The sequence below is a fragment of the Pedobacter steynii genome (assembly GCF_900103665.1).
Taxonomy (GTDB): Bacteria; Bacteroidota; Bacteroidia; order Sphingobacteriales; family Sphingobacteriaceae; genus Pedobacter; species Pedobacter steynii.
The window spans coordinates 76,923-94,625 of record NZ_FNGY01000010.1; the positions used below are offsets into that span (position 1 = coordinate 76,923).

Genomic DNA, 17,703 nt, shown 5'->3' on the forward strand with positions numbered 1-17,703 from the left:
CTTATGGTTTAGGGGCTGATCCGCCCATTTTATTGAAATCCCAGATCAGGGATAACATGAAATATCTTTTGATAGTGGTATAGCTGCTTTGCGTGATCCTGTTGTTGTTGGAACTGCGGTCAAAACCAACATTTTGATTGAGTAAGTCATTTGCAGAAGCAGTCAGTTTAAGGTTCTCTTCTTTGAAGAATTTTTTACTGATTGATGCATTCCAGATGAAACGCTCAAAGTCCTGATTGAAAGTCTGAGTTTTGGCCCTGTATTCGTAATCTCCATCGGTACCAATCTCTATTTTTCCGGGAAGATTGATGTAGAAGTTTGCTTCAGCTTTAGTGCCCCATCCATTGTTGCTTCGTTGTTTCTGCAAAGAAGCTTCACTGGTGTTATAAGTTGGACCTGCGGATACCGAGAGCGAGTATCCTTTCTCTTTATATTTTGATAAACTCAATTGCCCGCTGTAAGAATTGGACTTTGTGGTATTCAGTTCTTTATTGACCAGACTGTAGTTCGTGCTCCCACTGGTATTTCCATTTAGCCCGATGTTCATGTCAAAAAGTTTTATTTTCCGGCCCAGGTAGAAATAGAGACCATAATTCACCGGGGTTTTTCCAGGCAAATTGATCGATTGGGAAGTGCTTTTACCTGTTGCGTCTGTGATGATGCTGTTGGTGATCGGATTGGAGTTAAAGCCGTAATTTGCACCTATATAGATCGACTGCCCACTCATTACTTTATAAGAGTTATAGCCAATGTTGATGCCGTTATTGAAGGAAGGCCTTAGCTCGGGATTTCCCTCAACAATATTCAAAGGGTCTGTATTTACCTTTAATGGCTGCAGCTGATCTATCCCTGGTTGCCGCGTGTTTCCGTTATAATTGATCCGGAAAGAGGTCATCTGCGAAAAGTTGTATCTATAGCTCAGCTGCGGGTTCCAGTTGGTGAAATTTCTTTTATAAGTATTGTTGGTGTACTTGTTAAACTGTTCAAACTTTACATCACTGATTTTAGTGCCAAAAGTGACGACAGACTTGTCCTTTTTTAAATTGAACATCACTCCCCCCTGATTGGACAGCTGGTTGAGCTCAAAGCCGTTACTGAACTCCGCGTCCAAAACGCTGTAACTGCCATCGCCAGCCTTGTTAAAGGATTTTCTGTCCGAGACGCCTTTGTTGATGCCCAAGCCATAATTGAGGATCAGCGACAGTGCTTTGCTGAGCGGCTCGGTATAGGTCAGGTTACTGTTGAAAGCACTACTGGTACTGTTGTTTGTTTTGTATTGATCTACGGTTTCCTGGGTCGACGGATTTCCCTTTTCATCAAAGAACTGGTTGTCAGAAAATAAAAATCCGGTGCTTTTATTCTCATTAAGTGCCTGACTCAGTCTCAGAGAGAAAGTACGCCCTTTTTTCTTTAATTTTTGAGTATAAAATGCGCTGGCATTTAAAGCCCGTTGGTTCCCGTCAGTGCTGGACTTGTTATAGCTCGTATTTAACCTGGTCTGGTCATCCCTAATGCTGATCGCATCAGACTCATCGGCTTTGTTGCTGTCTTTTAAGGTCCCGTCAATGGAAACTTTCAGCGTGGAATTGGAATCAAGGTTGATCGAATAGGTTCCGTCGAGCTTTTGTCTGAACATCCTGTTGCTGAATTTCCCCTTGACCGTAGTGTTATAGGCCTCCCCCGGGATATTGTTTTGGGTTAGATTCGTATTGGTTCCATCCACATCGATCGAACCGATTTTATAATTGGTGTTAATGGTTTCTTTATCTTTATTCCATTTATTGTCAAAATGAACACCACCGCTTTTTGTCAACGGAATTCCGCGTCCATTATATCTGCCATCAAAGGAATCCAGCCCATCATCACCTCCTCCGCTATAAAACATCATACCGCCGTCCTCAGAGACTTCCATCTGAGAGCCGGCATATTTGTCGTTGTCTTCCCAGCCCAAACCCGTTTTTCCTGTATTTCCAAAGGTACCATAGGCAGAGAACTTCTTCTTGCCTTTAAAGGCATTGAACATGCCTTGTCCCTGATAGAATTTTTCGGTTCCGGCTCCCGCGTCTACTTTACCGAAATAGCCGTTCTTTTTGTCCTCTTTGAGTTGAATGTTAATTGTTTTTGTTTTTTGTCCATCATCGATTCCGGTAAAAGTTGCCTGATCGCTTTTCTTGTCGTACAACTGAACCTTATCCACCATGTCACCACGTAGGTTTTTAGTAACGAGGGTAGGGTCATCGCCAAAAAACTCTTCGCCATCAACGAGGACTTTATTTACGGCCTGTCCCTGGGCAGTGATCTTTCCGTTTTTATCTACGGTAATGCCGGGAAGCTGCTTTAACAAGTCCTCGACTTTTGAATTGGGCTGAATTTTATAGGCTGCGGCATTGAATTCTGTCGTGTCCCCTTTTATTTTTATCGCTGCGATATTGCCCTTGATGATTACGCCCTTCAGAATGGTTGCTTTCAGGGTCATGTTCATCTGGCCAAAATCACGGGTCTTCTTAGTCGAATCCAACTGGAAATCTTCTACAAAGTCTGCATAACCGGGATAACTGAGCAGCAGAATAAATTTTCCGGGAGAAAGATTGCTCAGGCTAAAAGAGCCATCGGCCGTAGCCCTGGTAAATTTAACGAGCGTAGAGTCTTTTGCTTTTAACAAGGTGATGGTGGAGTTGACCATCTTATAACTTGCGGCAGTGTCGGTTACTAAACCTTTGATTTCATACTGGTCCTGGGCAAAAGCGGAGACAGAGCTTATGAAAAGCAAGATTAATACTAGGATTTTATGTTTCATTCGGGGGGAAGGTGTTGTTTAATCTAAGGTATAACTAAGGATTTAGTAATAGTGTTAAAAATTGTTAAATTATGTTAAAGAATATTTTTTGTCGATCCTATAATAAGACAATCGTTGGAGGGATTGGTCTTAAGCTTTAGACGTAATTGCTGGAGAATGTTTCAAAATCGATCATTTTTTTGTTCTTCTATGGGAAATATTGTGTGGGGAGAACAATTTATTACCTTAGCTTTCAGGGAATATTTATGGGGATTTATACAGCGTTTTCTGATGAGGAACTGGTCGGTTTTATGAAGACCGGTGATGAGGCTGCTTTCGCAGAGCTTTATAAGCGCAACTGGGAGGGGCTATATCAATATTGTTTTAATATTCTCCCGGATGCGGATGTGGTTAAAGACGTGCTGCAGGAAGTTTTTGTCTGGTTCTGGAACCATCGTGCCGAACTGAAAATATACGCAGTGAGAAGCTACCTTTCCGTGGCCGTAAAACATAAAATGGCCAATTACATCAGAAATGAAAAAACAAGGGATACTTTTTATGAAAAGGTTAAGCTTGAAAATTTAAGCCCGGCTGTTGATGAATCAGCATTGGAGGTTAAAGAATTGATTGCATTCATCAGGGAGTTTACGACCGACCTTCCCGAAAAGTGCAGAATGGTTTTTCAGTTGAGTCGGACCGAACACCTGAGCAATAAGGAAATTGCATCCAGATTAAATATATCCGAGAAAACAGTAGAAACACACATCACTACCGCATTAAATAAACTACGCAAAAAGATGGGCAGAACCTCTGCCTGGCTGTTTTTTTTAAGTTAACCGCTTTTTAGGAATGACCCCTGTAAATATTTTTTGAGTTGGACTAAGGGGTCGGGGCCTGAGCAGTGCCTTATCAGTATATGCCGGAAATACAGAGAACAGATTTTTTTAGATTATTGGACAGAATAAGCGATTGTACCGCAACGGATGAAGAGATTGCGTTATACAATGCCTGTCTGAATGCGGTGCAATCAGAGGAGCAGTCCTGGGATGAATCCATACTTGGAAATAAAGGCAAGTTGGAGCAAGCTATTTTTAATAAAATTTCTGCAGAAATTCAGGTTCAGCCTGTGGCCCTAAACCTGTCGCTTTGGAAAAAGATCATGGCAGCGGCGACTATTGTCCTGATCTCCGGCATCAGCCTGTATTTCTATCGTCAGCATATGCCTGACTTAACCACTCCGAAAACAGAAATTGTCAACGATGTGAAACCTGGCGCTAATCAGGCCGTATTGACCCTTGCAAATGGCAAAAGGATTGTTCTGAATGCTTCTGTAAACGGAGAAATCGCGGAACAATCAGGGATCAGGATCAGGAAAACTGCAGATGGACAGTTGATTTATACACTTTCCGATTCCGGAACAGCCGCCAATAGCGGGGGCCCGGTAGCTTTCAATACGATTGAAACCCCTAAAGGAGGGCAGTACCAGATCAACCTTCCAGATGGAACGCGGGTCTGGTTAAATGCAGCCTCTTCTCTGAAATATCCGGTTCGCTTTGATCGGAAAGAACGAAAAGTAAGCCTGCAGGGAGAAGGATATTTTGAAGTGGCAAAAGATAAACATAAACCTTTTAAAGTAAACAGCGGAACCCAGGAACTGGAAGTGTTGGGAACGCATTTCAATATCAACAGCTATGCCGATGAGCCTTCCAGCAAAACGACGTTGCTGGAAGGTGCGGTGCGGCTCTTTCCGCATGGAGGTCAGGACCTGATCCTTAGCCCTGGTCAGCAGGCAGTCCTTGCCTCAGGACGCATGAAAGTGGCCATGGTGGATCCGGAAGAAGTTCTGGCATGGAAAAACGGAAATTTTGTGTTTAATGACGAAGGACTGGAAACCATCATGAGAAAGATCTCCCGATGGTATGATGTGGAGGTCAGCTATCAGCGTAAACCCGCAGACCTGACCTTTACCGGAGTAGTTTCCCGTTCCAGAAATATTTCTGCCGTATTAAATGCCCTCGATAAAACAGGGAAAGTCCATTTTAAAGTGGAAGGAAAAAAAGTGACCGTATGGTAATAAACCTATAAACCAAATCAACCAAGTATGAAGAAGAACACACCACCTTAAGTAAAGCTGCGGGTCCTTTAAAGAAAGGTCAGGAGTGCTCGTAACGCCCCTGACCAGGTCTGGGCTAAATCAATGCTTTTGTAAACATCCAATCAATTTAATTCCGCTGGTCCTCCTGATTTCTTTGAGGAACGGGAGGCCTATGCGAAAACCAAACCACCAAATGTATGAAATTTTACCATCTGTTTAGGTCCGCTAAAAGGGCCTGGCTGCCTAAACCAATTTTGCGGATTATGAGACTAACCATCATCATTATAACGGCCTGCTTCCTCCAGTTGAGCGCGGCCGGTTTCGCCCAAAGAATTACCCTTTCAGAGCAGAACGCTTCTCTGGAGAAAATCATTCAAAAGATCAGAAAACAAAGTGGCTATGACTTTCTGGTAGACAGTAAGCTGATCAAAAAGGCAAAACCTGTAAGTATAAATGTGAAAGGTGTCACGATTCAGGAAGCGCTCAATGCCTGCTTGTCTGACCAGGATCTTACTTTTACAATTGAAGATAAGATCGTTTTGCTGAATCCAAAACCCGTATCTGTAATGGATAAAATCATCAGTTACTTTACTGCAATAGATGTTAGGGGAAAGGTGCTGGATGAAACGAATCAACCGCTTCCGGGAGCAAGTGTCAGGGTTAAGGGAAATACACAGACGGCAGTGACTGATGTAAATGGAATGTTTGCCTTCAGGAATCTGGACGAAAATGCCATTTTGCAAATCTCTTATATCGGATATGTCACGCAGGAAGTCAAAGCATCTGCATCGGCAGATTTTACCATAAAACTCATTCCCCAGCCTGCTGAACTTGGCGAGGTGGTTGTGGTGGGTTTTGGTACGCAGAAAAAGGCGAACCTCATCGGATCTGTTGCTCAGGTAACGGCAAAAGAAATTAACGACAGACCGGTAAGCTCCTTATCAAACGCCTTAACGGGAATGCTTCCGGGAGTAACAATCATTCAGCGCAGTGGACAGCCAGGCTCGGCAGGAGGGAACATCCAGGTAAGGGGAGTTGGTTCCTTTGGGGCGAGTCCTGCAGCTTTGATTCTTGTTGATGGAATTCCTGTCAACTCCTTTAATGACATCGACCCGAATGATGTAGAAAATATTTCGGTGCTTAAGGACGCATCCACAGCAGCGATTTATGGCTCAAGGGCTTCAAATGGTGTCATCTTAGTGACCACCAAGAACGGCAAGGCCAACGATGGCAAAATAAAGATCGACTATAATGGTTATACAGGTACCCAAAGGGCAACTGCCTATCCTGAGTTTGTGAACTCCTGGGAATATGCAGCTCTTTTAAATGAGGCACAACCAGGTACCTATACAGAAGCACAGATTCAAAAATTCAGGGATGGTTCCGATCGGGACAATTATCCGAATGAGAATTATATCGATCAGGTTTTGAAAAAATCTACTTTCCAGACGGGGCATAACCTATCCTTTTCCAATAGCACAGAGAACACACAGTATCTATTGTCGATGGGATACCTCTATCAAAATGGAATTGTAAAGAAAAACGATTACAGCAGGTATAACCTGAGGTTCAATATGACCAATACTTTCCGGCCAAACCTGAAGCTGACCACCCGTTTGTCGGGCGCACAATACCTTGACAATCAACCTGCCCCTCCAGCTACCTTAGACTGGACAGACATGCTGACCAATATCAGCCAGGTGATCCGGGTTCCCGCAATTTATGTGAACAAACTGAGCAATGGGGACTATGGATTGGGCGTCGTAGCCAAAGGAACACCGGTTTCCTACTCGGATAATGATTCGTTTTTTAAGAGTAAGCAGACCGATTTATTGGCGAACTTACGTTTGGACTGGGAGGTCATCAAGGACCTGAAGCTGTCGGCTATCGGGGGCTATACTCAGTTCAATGACAATAGTCAACGCTTTTTGGCGAACCAAAGACTAAATAGTACCGTAAAACTAGGGCCGGGATCGCTCAGTCAGGGTAATTCACTGAATATTTATAAAACATTTCAACAGCTGGCGGAGTATAAAAAGATTTTTAGCAAACATGAGTTGGGCGTACTATTGGGACATTCTTATGAATACAATAAAAATACGTCATTCTCTGCAAATAGAACGGGGTACAACAGTAATGACCTGACAGAGCTGAACGCCGGAGATGCCAATACTCAAAAAAATGGCGGAACCGCTAATGAATTTGCACTGGATTCTTACTTCGGTCGTTTAAATTATAATTATGCCGGTAGGTATCTGGCGGAGGGTACCATCCGCTATGATGGCTCATCCCGTTTCCCTAAAAATAATAAGTACGCAGATTTTTCTGCTGTTGCTGTAGGGTGGAGGATTTCTGAAGAAGCATTTCTTAAGGATAAAATCAGCTGGTTAACTGATCTGAAACTGAAAGCTTCTATCGGGGTTCTTGGAAATCAGAACATCATCAGAAATAATAACGCTGATTATTATCCTTATCAGGGGAAATTAGATGCAGGCTCGAATTATCCTTTCGGAGGGAGCTTATCATCGGGTGTGGCTTATAATGTTTTAGTCGACCCAACGATACACTGGGAGTCAACGAGGACAAAGGATGTAGGTATGGATGCGGGATTTTTTGGTGGTAAACTGAATGTGAGTGCCACCTATTTTGACCGCTATACCTATGACATTCTGGTGAGCCCTTCTGCAAGTGTTTCTAAAGTGCTGGGTTTTGGGGTTGGCGTTCAGAATTCCGGAAAGCTGAGCAATAAAGGCTGGGAATTCACAGCCGCTTACCGGAACCAGATCGGAGAATTCTCTTATCAGATCAATACCAATTTTTCAATCATCAACAATAAGGTTATTGACCTGGGCGTAGGTAACATTACGCAACCAAATGGTCAGGTTGGAAATGGCGACAACCTATTCGTTGGCGCTCCGATGAGCATCTACTATGGTTACGTTGCGGAAGGCCTGTTTAGAGATGTCAATGACATTGCCGGTTATGCAGATCAGAAAAGTATCAATCCAAAGGTACAGCCTGGTGATATCCGTTATAAAGACATTAGCGGGCCAAATGGTGTTCCTGATGGAAAGGTAGATGCGACTTACGACAGAACCGTGTTGGGAAGTCTGATTCCTAAATATTCTTATGGCATCAATCTGACGGCAAACTATAAGAATTTCGATTTTTCTGTGCTCTTGCAGGGAGTGGCGAAGGTGAATGGTTATTTACGTGATTATGCAGGTTATGCCTTCTATCAGAATGGGAATGTGCAAAAGTGGCAAATGGAAGATCACTGGACTCCGGGCAATCCAAACCCGGATGCAAAGTATCCACGTATGGAGGTGATTTCCAATCAGGGAACGGCAAATACACTGACTTCCTCTTTCTGGATGCTGAATGGTAATTACCTGAAAGTTAGAAATGTACAGCTGGGTTATAAGTTGTCGGGCATCAGGCTGAAAAAAGCAGGAATCCAGAACGTGCGGATTTATGCTACGGCCCAGAATCCACTTGCCTTCAGTAAATATCCTATAGGATGGGATCCGGAAACGAATACCGGAGGGAGCTATTATCCGATCATGGCAAATTATACCCTGGGTCTAAATATTAATTTCTAAATCAAGAAAAAAGATGAAAACATCATTCATATATAAGTTCCTTTTACCATTGCTGATTTTATCAGGAAGTCTGAGCTCCTGTCGCAAGGAACTGGATAAAACACCATTGGATCAATTTTCAAATGAATCTTTCTGGACCAGCGAACCGAATGTAATGCTTGCCCTGGCAGGTGTTTACAGAGGGAATATCCAGATGTCTGTTAATCCGACAGGTGCAGAGTTTTCTGCCACAGACTGGTGGTCGTATCATGGTTTATTGTATACCGAATTTGCGACAGACAATGCTTACGATCGCAGGGGAGACAACTCCGGGTTCAATACGCTTACTAATGGCACTTTGACAGCGACCAACGGCTATCTCAGCAATTACTGGACGGCAAGTTATGCCAGAATTGCGCGATGTAATTATTTCCTGGAAAACATTTCCAAGGCCGCACTGGCTCCTGCATTGATGAACCGGATGGTTGCAGAAGTTCGTTTCATCAGGGCTTGCCAGTATTTTTATCTGTCTCAGTTTTTCGGCGCAGCACCGCTGGTAAAAAATACCCTGACCTTGTCGGAAGCAAATACCGTAAAGAAGGCCACGAAAACGGAAGTTCAGGATTTTGCCGAAGCAGAGTTTAAGGAGGTCGCGCCTTTATTGCCGCGGTCCGGACAACTGGCAGGATCGGAGCGGGGAAGGGCTACCAATCAGGCTTCGCTGGCTTTTCTGGGCCGTTTATATCTGGCGGAAGAAAAATGGGCATTAGCGGCGTCAACGTATAAGCAAATCATAGATTTTAATGATAATGTGATTGATCCGAACTTCGAAAGCCTGTTTAACGGAACAAATGAAACGAGTAAAGAGATCATTTTTGCTACGCAATACCAACAGGACCTGGCGCCAAATGCAATGATGCAGCACAACTATCCTGCAAAACTCGGTGGTTTTATGTTAGACTGCCCGCTGGGAAGCCTGGTAGAATCTTATGAGTTTACGGATGGCGCTCCTTTTTCTTTTACTGATCCCAGGTATAATGCGGGCAATCCTGGAGAAAACCGGGATCCCCGCTTAAAATATACGGTGCTTTATAACGGGCAACCTTTTAAAAACATCATTTATAACAGTAATCCGGATGATGCCAGTTCCCCGGATCAGCTAACGACGTCCAAACAGGGAACACGTACGGGCTTTGCGTTAAAGAAGTTCAATAGCGAAGCATTTAGTGGCGGTGATCTGCAAAACTCGGGGATTGACCTGCCGATTATCAGGTATGCAGAAGTGCTGCTTGGCTATCTGGAAGCTAAGCTGGAAAATGGGGAAGGCTCGGACCAGGCCTTGTTAGATGCCACGATCAATAAAGTAAGGGGAAGAAGCGGAGTCAATATGCCCCGTGTAACGGAGATGAATACGGTCGCACTGCGGACCATTCTACGCAGAGAACGCAGGAATGAGCTTGCACTGGAAGGAATCCGTTACTGGGACCTTTTGAGGTGGAAGACGATTGGACAGGTGCTGAACGGAGATTTTTATGGTGCCGCATTTCCCGGAGCTAAAAACCTGCGTAAAAAAGGAACTGCAACAGATCCTTATAGCCGCTGGTATGTCACATCTAAAGCTTTCCGGGTCGGAATAGATGAGCTTTGGCCTGTGCCTCAGTCGGAAGTGAGCATTAATCCGAATTTAAAATAATTTTAATGCAAAGCCCCTAAGGTGTTTTTATCTTTAGGGGCTGCTTAAACACACAAATATGAAGAAGAACCTGTTACTATTTTTTTCTATAGCAATGGCATTTACTGCCGGAGCTCAGTCGAAGAAGACAAAAGTTAAACCACCAAATGTCATTTATATCATTGCGGACGATCTGGGGTATGGCGACCTGAGCTGTTATGGTGCCACGAAAATTCAAACCCCTAACCTGGACCGCCTTGCGGCGAATGGAATTCGCTTTACAGATGGACATGCGACTTCTGCGACCTGCACGCCTTCACGTTATGCACTGATGACGGGTGAATATCCATGGCGTAAAAAAGGAACGGGTATTTTACCTGGCGATGCAGCGCTCATCATTCCTACAGATAAAACGACCTTGCCAAACCTGTTTCAGAAAGCGGGATACCAAACTGGAATCGTCGGGAAATGGCACCTGGGTATTGGAGAAACCGTAGCGAAAGATTGGAATGGAGAACTAAAACCCGGACCAAACGAAGTTGGCTTTAATTATTCTTTTATTTTTCCCGCAACTGCGGATAGAGTGCCTACCGTATTTTTGGAAAACCATAAAGTGGTTGCCCTGGAAGCGAATGATCCGATTGCAGTAGATTATGCTAAAAAAGTAGGTGATGATCCGACAGGAAAAGATCATCCTGAACTGTTAAAAATGCAGTCCTCACCGGGGCAGGGACACAACCAGACGATTGTGAACGGAATCGGCCGGATCGGTTATATGAGTGGTGGTAAAATGGCGCGCTGGGTAGACGAAGAGGTGTCGACCACTTTCCTGAGCACAGCGCAAAGCTTTATCGAGAAAAATCATCAGCAGCCTTTCTTCTTGTATTTTGCCTTAACGGAGCCACATGTGCCACGTATGCCAGCAACAAGGTTTAAAGGAAAAAGCGGATTGGGATTGCGTGGGGATGCGATCTTGCAGTTGGATTGGACGGTCGGGGAGATCATGAAACAATTGAAATTCCTTGGAATTGATAAAAATACAATGATCGTCTTTACCAGTGATAACGGTCCGGTACTGGACGATGGCTATCAGGATGAAGCAGTGACGAAACAGAATGGTCACCAGCCTGCAGGTGTGCTGCGTGGTGGTAAATATAGTGCATTGGAAGGTGGTACAAGGGTGCCTTTTATTGTGAGTTGGCCAGGACAAATCAAAGCTCAGGTATCGCCTGCATTAGTGAGTCAGATGGATTTCATTGCCTCATTTTCCAGCTTGATCGGTAGGCCTGTTCCTCAGGGAGATGCCCCGGATAGCGAAAATCTGATCCAGGCTTTTCTGGGTAAATCTGTAAAAGGAAGAACGTCATTCGTAGAACAGGGAGGCCCGCTTTCTGTGATCAAAGATGGTTGGAAATACATTAGCCCAAGCGGAGGTGCTCCTTTTATGAAGGATGTAGGTATTGAATCAGGAAACCTGCCGACAGCACAGTTGTATCACCTGACAGAAGATCTTAGCGAGAAGAACAACCTTGCCGGAAAATACCCGGAGCGGGTTAAAGAACTGTCTGAATTATTGGAGCAGATCAAACAGAAAAAATAAACGATTTTATCCTCCGGAATGCAAAGGGCTGATTTCCTCATTTAACAGAAGAAATCAGCCCTTTGCAGGACTAAGGATGTCGTTCTGCCTCAGGAGAAACCGGAAAGATCAACTCCGTTAATTTTAGATGTCTGATGTTTCTTTTTACGATTGTTTTTTAATTATGATTAGGGTTTATTAATTTGCAGCATTCTTAGTATCTTTGTAAACACCAATTTGAAGATGGTTTATTTTTAATTGATGCCTACAATATGTCTGAACAAAACCCTGCCGAGCTTGCCGCCAAATTCGTAAATTATACTTCTAAGCATATTTTTCTGACGGGAAAGGCCGGAACGGGGAAGACGACTTTTCTGCGGAACTTGATTGAATTGACACATAAAAAGGCGGTCATAGCGGCTCCTACAGGCATTGCAGCCATAAATGCTGCAGGGGTAACCATCCACTCACTCTTCCAGCTCCCTTTTGGGACGTATCTGCCTAAAGCTCCGGCAGCAGACGGAGATCATTATAACCAGCAATACAATACCCCGAAATCCATTGTCCGCCATTTAAACATGACGGCGGCTAAAAGGAAGGTGCTGACAGATATGGAATTGCTGATCATTGATGAGGTGAGTATGCTCCGCGCAGATCTTCTTGATGCCATTGATATGGTATTGCGCTATATCCGTAGAAACAATACAGCAAGTTTTGGAGGGGTACAGGTCTTGTTTATCGGCGACCTGCATCAGTTACCTCCGGTGGTGAAATCTACAGAATGGAATTTGTTGGGTCAGTTTTATAACAGTGCTTATTTCTTTGATGCGCTTGCACTGCAGAACAATCCTCCCATTTATATTGAACTGGAAAAGATCTACAGACAAGCCGATGAGGTGTTCATCAATCTGCTGAATAACCTGAGAAATAATGAGGTGACTGCCCAGGATGTCGCATTATTGGATAAATATTATAGGGCGGATTTTAAGCCTTCTATCGATGATAAATACATTACCCTTACCACACACAACAATAAAGCGGACACCTTAAACAGGCAGAGCCTGGAAGAATTGAAGTCTCCTTCTTTTTTGTATGTGGCTAAAATTGAAGATGATTTCAGTGAATATGCCTACCCTGCAGAACATATTTTGGAGCTTAAAGTCGGCGCACAGGTGATGTTTATTAAAAATGATCCTACGGGAGAACAGCGCTTCTTTAACGGAAAGATTGCAGTGGTGACCTCGCTGAGAACAGATACCATTGAGGTAGAGACGGAAGGGACAAGAGAAAAGATCATCCTGGAAAAATATACCTGGAAGAACATCAAGTACACGACGGATAAGGTAACCGGCGAAATTGAAGAGGACCTGGTTGGAACTTTTACGCAGTATCCTTTAAAGCTGGCCTGGGCAATTACGGTTCATAAAAGCCAGGGCCTGACCTTTGACCGGGCGATCATTGATATTGGAAGCGCTTTCGCGCCGGGACAGGTGTATGTGGCACTTTCCCGCTTACGGTCCCTGGATGGACTGATTTTAACTTCCCAGATCTCGGGATCAGGCATCCGCCAGGATCAGAACGTTTCTTTCTTCTCTAAGACAAAAGAAAATCAGGAGAATCTGATTGCGCAAATCAAAACGGAGAGTGATGTTTTTTTAAGGTCTTACCTGTTGCAGTGTTTTGACCTGACACCACTGGATAATTATGTGTACGAACATGTACATTCTTATACCAAAGACATTAATAAATCGGCAAAGCAGAAACATGTTAAGTGGGCCGGACAGCTGTTGAAAGACCTGACTGAGGTAAAAGTAAATGCAAGTAAGTTTTTAACTCAGATACAACGGATGTACGAGGTAAAGACGGAACAGGGAATGACGGCATTGCTGGAACGTACAGCTGCTGCGGAGAATTATTTTAATCCCTTGCTGGTCGGATTTTCCAAACGCATCTTTGAGCGCATGGAGTTGGTGAAACAGGACAAACAGGTGACTGCTTATCTCACGGAATTGTTAGAGATGGAAGCGCTGTTTTATGATCAGTTTAAGAAAATACGTAAAGCTACTGCCTTGCTGGGTGCTACGATTAATGGAAGCGAGTTTACAAAAAAAGATGTGAATGCTTTATTGAGTCAGGCAGAACGGGCGGCAGTAATGGAAAAGGTGTTTGCTGTTCCCGGTAAGCTGGACTTTACGGCCAAAAAGGCAAAGTCTACAAAAACCAAAACAGCGGTTGTTAAAGAAAAAGCACCTAAAGTAGATACCAAAGAGGTTTCTTTGGAGCTGCACAAAGAAGGAAAAACGATTGCTGAAATTGCCAGAGACCGGAAAATGGTGATTGGTACGATAGAAGGACACCTGGCGCATTATGTGGCCAAACAAGAGATTTCAGCCAAGGACATTTTAGGTTCAAAAAAGCTGGATAAAATTCTGAAAACCATCAGGGAGCTAAAGACGATGCAGATGAACCCGATCCGGGAACACCTGGGCAGAGATTATAGCTTTGGGGAAATCAAAATCGGACTGGCTGCATACCTCGCTGAGGGAGAATAATCAGACTGCTGTATCTCCCTGGAAAACCTGCGCTGCGGGGCCACATAGAAATACATTTCTGAACTGTCTGCCGTCATAATCAAACTCAATCCGCAGGTCCCCACCTAATACTTTAACGGGTGTTTTGATATGCCCTTGCTGCTGTTTGTGCTGAGCCATAGATAAGGCTACGGCAGTAACTCCTGTTCCACAGGCATAGGTCTCATCTTCAACGCCACGCTCAAAGGTGCGGACAAAAAGGTGGTCTCCCTGGTCTTCTACGAAATTTACATTGATTCCTTCAGCTTTGTAAGTGGAGTTGTTGCGGATCGCTTTGCCCTCTTTGTAAACATCCAGCGCTGCTAATCCGCTTACTTGTTGTACATAATGTGGCGACCCTGTATTCAATACATAAGCGGTTCCATCATTTCCAATATGATCAATATCAATCATTTGAAGATCAACCCAGTCGCCCTTTTCTGAAATTTTGGCATAATGAGGTCCATCAACTGCCAAAAAATTAGTTTCTGTGTCAATTATTCCCAAATATTTGGCAAAAGCGACGATACACCTGCCACCATTTCCACACATACTGCCGAGATTGCCATCTGCATTGAAATAAAGCATCTCAAAGTCGTAATCTTTATGGTTCTGCAGCAGCATCAATCCATCTGCTCCAATTCCAAAACGCCTGTTACAGAGTTGCAGGACCGTATTATTACCCGTATATTTAAAGGATTGATCACGGTTGTCTATTAAGATAAAATCGTTGCCTGCGCCCTGGTATTTGAAAAAGTGGATCTTCATAAGATGTATGTGCTTGTCATTTAACATTTTTTAACAGTATTCACGGCCTGTTACTTATGCAAATATCGTTTATATGGTATTAAATTTGAGTAATTGAAACAAAAGAATTAGTTCTTAACGAGTAAAACGAATAAATCACAATCCATGCCAGCTTTGCTTTAAGGAGTTAAGGCCTATTAGATTGCTTTTGAAACAATTAAAAAAAGAAAAAATACAAATGAAAAGAATCGGATTGATAGTGTTAGCCGCATTTATAGGTGGTGCGGCTGCGATTGGCGCTTACAAACTGTTAGAGCGCAACAACGATGGGATGACATTAGCGGAGAAACAAAATGTGCTTTTTGCTAACAATCCCGTAAAAATATCTTCTACAGGAGCGGTCGATTTTGTACAGGCCGCCTCAGTAGTATCGCCGGCAGTGGTGCACATTAAGACTTCTTATGGCAGCAGCTCCGGAAATGAAAGAGGTGGTAGCGGTTCTCCAATGGACATGTTCGAGGAATTTTTTGGTGGCGGTGGCCGTAGCAGACCCCGTATGCCAAGAGCAGCCTCAGGTTCTGGTGTGATCCTTACGCCTGATGGTTATATTGTAACGAACAACCATGTGGTGGAAAATGCAGATAAGATCGAAGTGATCCTGTCTGACCGCCGTAAGGTGATGGCAAAAGTGATTGGAAAAGACCCAAACACAGACCTTGCCCTGATCAAAGTAGAAGAGACAAATCTTCCGATCGTGAAAATGGGGAATTCAGATAATGTGCAAATCGGAGAATGGGTATTGGCTGTAGGCTTCCCCCTGGATCTTCAAACTACAGTAACTGCGGGAATTGTAAGTGCAAAAGCAAGAAGCATTGGAATTCTGGCAAGACAGCAAGGTCAGCCAACAGAGGAAGAGTATGATGAATATCGCAGAACCGGTAAGGCTCCTGAGCGTACAAATAACAGTATCGAATCTTTCATTCAGACTGATGCGGCAATCAATCCTGGAAACAGCGGTGGGGCATTAGTGAATGCAAGCGGTGAGCTGATTGGAATCAATGCAGCAATTGCATCGCAGACTGGTACGAATGAAGGTTATGGTTTTGCCATCCCGGTAAACCTGGCGAAAAAAGTGCTGGAAGATTTTAGAAAATATGGCGCGGTGAAACGTGGTTATATTGGTGTGTCTTTCAGACCGCTGGATGCAGATTATGCAGAAGAACTGAAAATTAAAGATATCAACGGATTATATGTAAGCGATGTATTGCCAAATGGTGGTGGTGCAGCTGCAGGAATCCAAAAAGGAGATATCATTAAAAAAGTAGAGGGCATCGCGATTTATGATTCTCCGGATTTGCAGGAAAAAATTGGTCGTATGAGTCCTGGTGATAAAGTACAATTGACGGTATTGAGAAACGGGGCCTTAAAAGATGTAAATGTTACCCTTAAAGGAGATGCCAGTGTGAACCTTGCGAAAGCAACGCCGGCGGCAAAATCAACGGGTACAACGATCAGCAAATTAGGCGCTGCTTTTGCACCGGCTTCTGCTCAGGTGAAGGCCAGATATGGTGCAAAGAACGGAGTAGTGGTGACCAGTGTGGAGCCAGGAAAAGTATTCGATTCTATGGACCTTCCTAAAGGTTTATTGGTAACTACGGTAAACGGTAAGCCTGTAAATAGTGCTAAAGATGTAGAGGCAGCATTGCCTACTTCAAAAAATGGAATGACGACCATCTCGGGTGTTGGCCCGAACGGAAACTATACCTTTACTTTCTAAAGAGGTATCATTTTAATTTTATTCTTAAACGGGAGACAGTTTTACTGTCTCCCGTTTTTTATTTAGAGCAGAAGGTTTTTGAATTTTCACTTGTCATCGCTCTGTAAAATTTAGAACGTTTCTAAATAGCCCAATTGTCGTTATTTTATGACAATGATTAACATATTAATTCTTTTATTAAATACTTTTGCAGGAATAGAACTAAAATACAATCAAATGGCTAGTTTCGGAAACGCTTTTTCCTCGTCTATAGGAAAAAAACTAATAATGGGTATCACCGGCCTGTTTCTTATTTCATTTCTTGCGGTTCATTGCTTTATAAATGCTTTGATCTTCGTGAATGACGGTGGTTTAACCTTCAATGTTGGGGCTCACTTTATGGCTACCAATTGGCTGATCAGGGCAATGGAAGTGGTCTTGATGGCAGGCTTACTTGCACACATTATCCAGGGTTTACGTTTGGTTTTTCAAAATCAGGCTGCACGTCCGGTGAAGTACGCGGTAAATAATGGTGCTGCAAACAGCAAGTGGTACTCCAGGTCAATGGGACTGTTAGGAACGATCTTGTTGATTTTCTTAATCGTACACTTATCTGATTTCTGGGTAGTTTCCCGTTTTACAGGAATCCCTACTGTTGATTCAGCAGGACACGAAAATCTTTTTGCAGTGATGGTGGCAAGATTTCAAACCCTTTGGGTAGTGATTTTATATATTTTGGCAATGGTTTCTCTGGCTTACCATTTATTACATGGTTTTGCTTCTGCATTCCAGACGCTGGGATGGAACCACAAAAAATACACTCCACTCATCAAAGCATTTGGTATCTGGTATTCAATTATCATTGCGATACTATTTGCAGCTATGCCTGTAGCAATTTATGCAGGTCTTATTAAATAATTTTTGAAC

At 43.5% G+C, this 17,703-nt stretch carries 10 protein-coding genes; 8 read left to right on the plus strand and 2 right to left on the minus strand.

Translation table 11 applies throughout. From position 1 onward, the window contains the following. Position 1: 1 nt before the first annotated feature. The gene (locus tag BLQ87_RS24715) at positions 2 to 2,770 is read right to left on the minus strand and encodes an outer membrane beta-barrel family protein (RefSeq protein WP_317048293.1); all 2,769 of its coding nucleotides are present in this window, start codon (positions 2,768 to 2,770) and stop codon (positions 2 to 4) included. Between the two features lie 272 nt (positions 2,771 to 3,042). On the opposite strand from BLQ87_RS24715, the gene BLQ87_RS24720 reads away from it, so the two are divergent. The 6 genes from BLQ87_RS24720 (at position 3,043) to BLQ87_RS24745 (ending at position 14,255) form a co-directional block, all read left to right on the plus strand. Beyond that, positions 3,043 to 3,612 carry an RNA polymerase sigma-70 factor gene (locus BLQ87_RS24720; RefSeq protein WP_074611608.1) on the plus strand — a complete coding sequence of 190 codons (570 nt, stop codon included), beginning with the start codon at positions 3,043 to 3,045 and terminating at the stop codon, positions 3,610 to 3,612. A 116-nt stretch (positions 3,613 to 3,728) separates the two neighbouring features. Continuing rightward, on the plus strand, positions 3,729 to 4,850 hold the full coding sequence (locus tag BLQ87_RS24725) for a FecR family protein (RefSeq protein WP_172664965.1): 1,122 nt from the start codon (positions 3,729 to 3,731) through the stop codon (positions 4,848 to 4,850). A gap of 284 nt (positions 4,851 to 5,134) precedes the next feature. Further along, on the plus strand, positions 5,135 to 8,473 hold the full coding sequence (locus tag BLQ87_RS24730; protein WP_172664964.1) for a TonB-dependent receptor: 3,339 nt from the start codon (positions 5,135 to 5,137) through the stop codon (positions 8,471 to 8,473). A 13-nt stretch (positions 8,474 to 8,486) separates the two neighbouring features. Further along, a complete protein-coding gene (locus BLQ87_RS24735) occupies positions 8,487 to 10,145 on the plus strand; it encodes a RagB/SusD family nutrient uptake outer membrane protein (RefSeq protein WP_074611610.1) in 1,659 nt (552 codons plus the stop codon). Positions 10,146 to 10,203: 58 nt separating this feature from the next. Beyond that, on the plus strand, positions 10,204 to 11,724 hold the full coding sequence (locus BLQ87_RS24740; RefSeq protein ID WP_074611611.1) for a sulfatase family protein: 1,521 nt from the start codon (positions 10,204 to 10,206) through the stop codon (positions 11,722 to 11,724). A 251-nt stretch (positions 11,725 to 11,975) separates the two neighbouring features. Further along, positions 11,976 to 14,255: a helix-turn-helix domain-containing protein gene (locus BLQ87_RS24745; RefSeq protein ID WP_074611612.1), complete on the plus strand. Its 2,280-nt coding sequence runs from the start codon at positions 11,976 to 11,978 to the stop codon at positions 14,253 to 14,255. Here the strand turns inward: BLQ87_RS24745 and dapF are convergent, their stop codons facing one another. Then, positions 14,256 to 15,041, minus strand: a complete 786-nt coding sequence (dapF, locus tag BLQ87_RS24750) for a diaminopimelate epimerase (protein ID WP_074611766.1) — start codon at positions 15,039 to 15,041, stop codon at positions 14,256 to 14,258. It lies immediately after the preceding gene. 217 nt (positions 15,042 to 15,258) lie between these two features. Here dapF and BLQ87_RS24755 point away from each other — a divergent pair, with 217 nt between their 5' ends. Both BLQ87_RS24755 and BLQ87_RS24760 read left to right on the plus strand, forming a co-directional pair. Continuing rightward, positions 15,259 to 16,797, plus strand: coding sequence for a trypsin-like peptidase domain-containing protein (locus BLQ87_RS24755; protein WP_074611767.1), 1,539 nt, complete (start codon positions 15,259 to 15,261; stop codon positions 16,795 to 16,797). 153 nt (positions 16,798 to 16,950) lie between these two features. Beyond that, positions 16,951 to 17,694: a succinate dehydrogenase cytochrome b subunit gene (locus tag BLQ87_RS24760; protein WP_245723922.1), complete on the plus strand. Its 744-nt coding sequence runs from the start codon at positions 16,951 to 16,953 to the stop codon at positions 17,692 to 17,694. The last annotated feature ends 9 nt before the right edge of the window (positions 17,695 to 17,703 follow it).

Bases quoted from the DNA above. Each gene is read 5' to 3' on its own strand.
- dapF (WP_074611766.1), bottom strand. From the start codon at position 15,041: ATGAAGATCCACTTTTTCAAATACCAGGGCGCAGGCAACGATTTTATC.
- BLQ87_RS24745 (WP_074611612.1), top strand. From the start codon at position 11,976: ATGTCTGAACAAAACCCTGCCGAGCTTGCCGCCAAATTCGTAAATTAT.
- BLQ87_RS24740 (WP_074611611.1), top strand. From the start codon at position 10,204: ATGAAGAAGAACCTGTTACTATTTTTTTCTATAGCAATGGCATTTACT.
- BLQ87_RS24720 (WP_074611608.1), top strand. From the start codon at position 3,043: ATGGGGATTTATACAGCGTTTTCTGATGAGGAACTGGTCGGTTTTATG.
- BLQ87_RS24735 (WP_074611610.1), top strand. From the start codon at position 8,487: ATGAAAACATCATTCATATATAAGTTCCTTTTACCATTGCTGATTTTA.
- BLQ87_RS24760 (WP_245723922.1), top strand. From the start codon at position 16,951: ATGATTAACATATTAATTCTTTTATTAAATACTTTTGCAGGAATAGAA.
- BLQ87_RS24755 (WP_074611767.1), top strand. From the start codon at position 15,259: ATGAAAAGAATCGGATTGATAGTGTTAGCCGCATTTATAGGTGGTGCG.
- BLQ87_RS24730 (WP_172664964.1), top strand. From the start codon at position 5,135: ATGAGACTAACCATCATCATTATAACGGCCTGCTTCCTCCAGTTGAGC.